2 protein-coding genes and 1 pseudogene are annotated in these 2267 nt (G+C 51.0%); 1 reads left to right on the top strand and 2 read right to left on the bottom strand.

What is annotated here, in order from left to right; translation table 11 throughout:
* Nucleotides 1–714, top strand: a pseudogene (locus tag VE954_RS08990) (hypothetical protein); the annotation flags it as partial.
* A 53-nt stretch (nt 715–767) separates the two neighbouring features.
* On the opposite strand, the gene VE954_RS08985 reads toward VE954_RS08990, so the two are convergent.
* Both VE954_RS08985 and VE954_RS08980 read right to left on the bottom strand, forming a co-directional pair.
* Nucleotides 768–1364 (bottom strand): hypothetical protein, encoded by a 597-nt coding sequence (locus tag VE954_RS08985; protein WP_324951839.1) that lies wholly within the window; start codon nt 1362–1364, stop codon nt 768–770.
* A 172-nt stretch (nt 1365–1536) separates the two neighbouring features.
* Nucleotides 1537–2160, bottom strand: coding sequence for a PA14 domain-containing protein (locus VE954_RS08980; protein WP_324951837.1), 624 nt, complete (start codon nt 2158–2160; stop codon nt 1537–1539).
* Nucleotides 2161–2267: the final 107 nt, after the last annotated feature.

Genomic DNA, 2267 nt, shown 5'->3' with positions numbered 1-2267 from the left:
CTGGATACCGTCGCTCGACTCATCAATCGCTCTGAGGTGATCTTTTTTGCTGGAGGTAATCAAGCGGACTATGTCGCCTGGCGTAATTCCAAGCTTATGCCTGCCGTCCAAAACGTAGTGACACGCGGTGGGGTTGTGGGTGGCACCAGTGCTGGCCTTGCCATTCTAGGGCAGTTTGTGTTTGATGCTGTCACGGCTGGTGCCAATAATGTGGCGACGGTCGATGCTGTGGCGAATCCCTTTGCGCCTACGATCAGCTTCACCCGCGATATGTTGAAATTCCCGACGATGCAGGGCATTCTCACCGATTCGCACTTTGGCGAGCGTGATCGCTTTGGTCGCCTCGGCGCGTTTATGGCTCGTCAGATCGCCGATGGAGCCATCCCGGCCACCGGTCGCATCACTGGGCTTGGCGTCAGTGAAGGCACGGCGATCCTGGTGGATGCTGCAGGTCGAGGTATCCGCGCGCCGGGCTCGGTAGGAGCCGCTTTCTTCATTCGCGCAGGCGCTGCCGGTCGTATCGCCAATGCCCAGACACTGCTCTATAGCAACCTCAACGTGATCCGCCTGGATGCTGATGGACAATATTATGATTTTGCTAAGAGTTGCGGGACAGGACCGTCCTACACGGTGTCGATCGATGGCAGCACCCAGGGTATTTATACGCCAAGCAACCTTTATGCATTTGCGGGGACGCCAGGGACCTGCCCTTAAAAGGCGGCTCTGATATTTTTGGGAGGTCCAGGCTTTCTGTCTGGACTTTTGCATCAAGGGATGACCGAAATTGTTCCCCCAGACCCATTCGTGCCATTCGTGCCATTCGTGCCATTCGTGCCATCCACACCGACGCCATCCACACTGACGCCATCCACACTGACGCCATCCACACCATTTTGTCCATTGACTACGATTGATTCATCAAGAAAGGATCCATTACGATAGACAGTCCGCCTGCCATTAAGATCGGTGACGTCCATTACGATAATAAATCTGTCGAGTATGCGATCAATCGGCTTGGATAGGCTTGAAAACGAATAGTAAACATCAAGGCCATACAAAGGTTCATTTTCCACTTGGGAAACGGATACGGCTGTATTCGCGGGGAGACTGGAACTGTCGTAGCTCCAGGTAATGCTTGAGGCGAGAGTCGCAATATCAATCCGGGAGTGGCTTGTCTCGTCGTAGGTCGCGCATCCGATCGTGTCCGCATCAACCGCATCGAAGTCCACTTTTACCACCGTGCAACGCAGGTAGGCCCCCGCAATGTTAGACGGTGGCGTCACCTTTTCATCCTCAGAGTCATCTCTTACAGCTGACGATCCTATGGATTCATGCGAACCTCTTGGGGCAGCATCCGATGTCAAACTTTTTTTCTCCTCGCAGGCGACAACGCATACAAGGCACAATAAAAGAGAGCTTCGAATTTGACTCGAAGTAATAATCATAAGACCTCCGGAGGATTGCTCTTTATCGGTATCCTATCGAGCAATCTTAAGATTCCGGTGATTTATGAGGCATATAGCTGGTTTGAATTACTTATCTGCCGTCGAAAGTGGAAAGGTAAGTGTCGGGTATAGGTCTGTTCCTGAGTCCATCGGGCTGTTGCCATCCGACGGCAACACCCCCATCGTTGCGGCCATTTTTGTGAAGCACCTCAAAAAAGTAACGATGGCCCGATATCAGCCTTATCGGCTTCGAGACCTGTCCAGGAAATTTTTCCCATTCATAGTCTGACGTCCATTCCTTGTCAGACAGAAACGCAATAGGCTCTTTCGATAGACCTGTAGGCTTGTCATCGCTGCTCAGGAAAAACTGCGACTCGTTATCTCCACTGATGTGGAAAATATAGTGTCCGGTTCGAGCGGGATGAATATATCCCCTTATTCTCGTTCCATAGTTCTCAATGTTCTTTCTGGGTATCGCCAGTGAATTCAATAAAGTGCGGGTCGTGGGTTTGCTTGGAAAATCCTTGCTAGCCAGGAGTTGGGAGATCTGGTCTCCACTAATTTGGGTCCACACCTCAGCGATGGCACCGGGCGATCGGCCATCGTTTCGATCTGTTGCCAATAGATCTGAATGTCTGGATTGAGCGAGCAACCGGCATCCGGCCACGTAACTCACGCCAACACAAAGCAAAGCATGAAACCACATCTTTTTCATGAATAAACTCCATCAGTTTTGCGACGGATCTCAAGCATTGAAACAGAATTCGGGACATGCGTTCTGTACGTTAGTAATGTTATTTGTTTTTATGTCTGCAGGAAGCA

It is taken from the genome of Oligoflexus sp. (genome assembly GCF_035638955.1).
Taxonomy (GTDB): Bacteria; Bdellovibrionota_B; Oligoflexia; order Oligoflexales; family Oligoflexaceae; genus Oligoflexus.
Note: the sequence above shows the minus strand (reverse complement) of the source record. Positions and strands in the feature narration are given on the sequence as shown.